We start from the raw sequence: 2979 nt of genomic DNA on the forward strand, positions 1-2979 counted from the left end.
AAATTTGGGGGTATTTTTGTAGAAATTTGTATTGAGGAAGTCTTTTCCGAACTTCCACATTGCTAATTTTTTTAAATTCATACATGCAAATTTGAGAGTAAGCTCCGATAGCGTCAAGAATTTGTAGGTAAATTTTTTTCAAAAATTTTTAGTATACAGTTTTACTGGAATCTCTCAATTTTTTCATCATGCAAAAAACTGAATTTACTTGCCCAATATTTAAAACTGGTATATTTTCAACTGTTACCCTTGGTATTTTCTTTATACGCTCAATGTTTTCAACGATTTCTTTCTTCTCTAAAGCGATTTTTCGCTCTGCTCTTCTTAAGTCAGCCGCTAATTCTTTTCTTGTTGCTCCATTTAACAGATTTACTCTTAATTTGGTAATATTTTCTAGTCCTGTTCTACTCCAACCAAATGGACGGCTGCTCATTCTAGAAGCTAAAATATGGCTTACGTGACCTTCTGCACTGCACCCTAGACTATGTTTTTCACGATTATCTAAAAAATTCTCAATTCCTTCCCACTGATTCTTAATATATCCCAAAATCTCTAATCTTCTTGTTTTCTTTTTTTCGTTAGTTTCTTTTTCAATCATTTGTAAAGCAGATCTGCTAAATGTATCCTTAGCCTTTGAATATACTAGTTTCTTTAAATATTCGTAGTCTTCTTTGTTGTTTTTTCCACCTGAAGCTATTAGAATAGCCTTGTTTAAATGAAAACTATCAAGAGTATACGTTGCTCTATCAATCCAATCTAAAGAGGTTTTAATCCATCTTGCGCCATCTCCTAAGATAAATATCTGCTTGATTTTATCAAGATTGTAAGTTCTATCAAGATAATCATAGACATCAATCCATAAATCATCAGATTTCTTTTGGTTACTAGCAAAAATATATTTGTTTTTTAGATAATTTCTTTTAGATGACTCTCTAACTTTACCTTCATGAACGTAGATAAGTTTGTTTAATACAGACCTTCTCTCATCACGTTGTAAGGCTACATGATCTTCATCAGCTTCAATATATAGATATTCAACTTCACGCTTCTTTTATGGTGTTTTAACCTTAATATCAGCATGCGCATACTTATCTAAGATTTTTTTGACAGTTTGTTTAGTAAAATTTTCTGAATCACAAACAAGCTTTCCAGTATTTTCAAAAGAAAGGTAGTTAGTAAGTTCTAAAATTTTACTTTGAAGAACAGTCTCAAGCCTTTGATACTTAGAGATATTCAGCGCTTGATCCAGAAGATATGCATATTGTTTAGTCCTCTTGTTACGATAATAGGTATGTTTAAAAGTTAATTTACCAAGAGGAGTAAAGATAGTCCTAGTATTAATCCTAACAATATCCCAAGCTCTCTTTCTGGCGAAAGATTTCTTGATTTTTAAATCATGTTCTTCAAGTATTAGTCTAAGAATTTCAATACCAACAGTATTAATATTGTCATTGAAAAAAGAAACTAAAGAAAAAAAATCAGAATAATTAGCTAAATTAATTGAATTTTTGATAAATTGTAGTATAATATTTTTCATGAGGCTCTCCTTATGTTGGTAAGTTTTTTGTTTGGTACAAAGATTTTACCATAAGGAGAAGTCTCATTTTTATTTTTTTGGAAAATTTACCTACAAATATTTTACTCTATCGTAAGCTCCATTTTTACTTTCGCTAACCCTCTATATTGTGTGTATCTCATCTTTCGCGTCAGCAAAAACTCTTGACTCCTAAGAGAGTAAATCTCTTTAGTTCCTATTGTATGTCTTGTATCTCCTACCTTCTCTAAATAATTTTCCCATACATGTCTAGTAACTATTTTAGTCTTATTTTTACTTCCTGTACATTTTTCTAAAAACTAACATTTTTTACAAATTTTTTGATTACTTTTATATTCTTTATAGCCTTCTCTATTAGTAGTACTATATTTCAATACCTCATTATTAGGACAAACGTAGTAATCATAATATTCATCATAAACATATTCGTATTTTTAAAAAAAGCCATCTTTTGTCATAGGTCTCTTATACGGGAAAATTGGAGTTCTATTATCATCTATTATTAATTTTGCTATAGCAGGAGTTCGATATCCTGAGTCAGCAACGATAGTGCTAATATTAGGATAAGAAGTTATCACTTGCTGATAAATCTCTGCAAAAGATGAAGAATCATGGTAATTTCCAGGAGTTAAAACAAACCCTAAAACAAAATTATTTTTATCACAGGCTGTTTTCGCACTATATGCAAATACTTTTTTGTGCTCACCTTTATGGAATACTCCACATTCCGAGTTAGTTTTACTTACTTTAATTCTTTTTATATCAGTTTTTTCATCAAAATTTAAAGTTTTTTTTATTAATTTCTCTATCTTTAGAGATTTTTTCTTGAAGAGATTTTTCATAGAATTTAGCGCTAACTTCAACAAATTTACTGATACTTTTTTTATTATTAGCGCTTGCTTTTATATGAGTTCCATCAACAAATACATTTTCTTCATCAAGAAAGCTACATTTAGTAACTTCCGTAAGAATTTGTTTAAAAATTTCGTCGAAAATATCAGTTCCTTCAAATCGTCTTTTGTAATTTTTACCAAAAGTTGAAAAATGAGGAATCTGTTCATCAAATCCATAACCAATATACCATCTATATGCGATATTAACTTGTATCTCTTTAATGGTTTGCCTCATAGAACGAATTCCAAAAATATATTGGATCATAATAGAACTATTGGATCTATACTTTCAGTTCCATAAGGGCTATATAGATCTCTAACTTTATCATAAATAAATGACAAATCAATAGCTTTGTCAATTTTTCTAATGATATGATTTTCAGGAACAAGATTATCCAAGTTAATAGATTTAATAGTACTTCTTTCATCAATATTTTTAATTCCCATCATAAATTAAATCGCCTCCTCATTTAAAAATATTATACCAAAAAACCAAAAAAAAAGCTGTAGACAGTTACTTGTCTACAGCCT

Annotated in this window: 3 protein-coding genes and 2 pseudogenes; all 5 read right to left on the reverse strand. The window is 29.2% G+C overall.

The window, feature by feature from the left end:
• Positions 1-148 precede the first annotated feature (148 nt).
• Positions 149-1537: pseudogene (locus ACMOUI_RS08160) on the reverse strand (ISLre2 family transposase).
• 101 nt (positions 1538-1638) lie between these two features.
• A pseudogene (locus ACMOUI_RS08165) lies at positions 1639-1836 on the reverse strand (IS5/IS1182 family transposase); the annotation flags it as partial.
• A gap of 153 nt (positions 1837-1989) precedes the next feature.
• Positions 1990-2397 carry a transposase gene (locus ACMOUI_RS08170; RefSeq protein ID WP_418965233.1) on the reverse strand — a complete coding sequence of 136 codons (408 nt, stop codon included), beginning with the start codon at positions 2395-2397 and terminating at the stop codon, positions 1990-1992.
• Positions 2330-2713, reverse strand: a complete 384-nt coding sequence (locus ACMOUI_RS08175; RefSeq protein ID WP_418965234.1) for a transposase — start codon at positions 2711-2713, stop codon at positions 2330-2332. Before ACMOUI_RS08175 ends, ACMOUI_RS08170 begins: the two co-directional genes overlap by 68 nt.
• Positions 2710-2898 (reverse strand): hypothetical protein, encoded by a 189-nt coding sequence (locus ACMOUI_RS08180; RefSeq protein WP_418965235.1) that lies wholly within the window; start codon positions 2896-2898, stop codon positions 2710-2712. The genes ACMOUI_RS08175 and ACMOUI_RS08180 overlap by 4 nt, the downstream gene beginning before the upstream one ends.
• Positions 2899-2979 lie beyond the last annotated feature (81 nt).

The organism is Cetobacterium sp., from assembly GCF_048470075.1.
In the GTDB taxonomy this organism is placed as follows: Bacteria; Fusobacteriota; Fusobacteriia; order Fusobacteriales; family Fusobacteriaceae; genus Cetobacterium_A.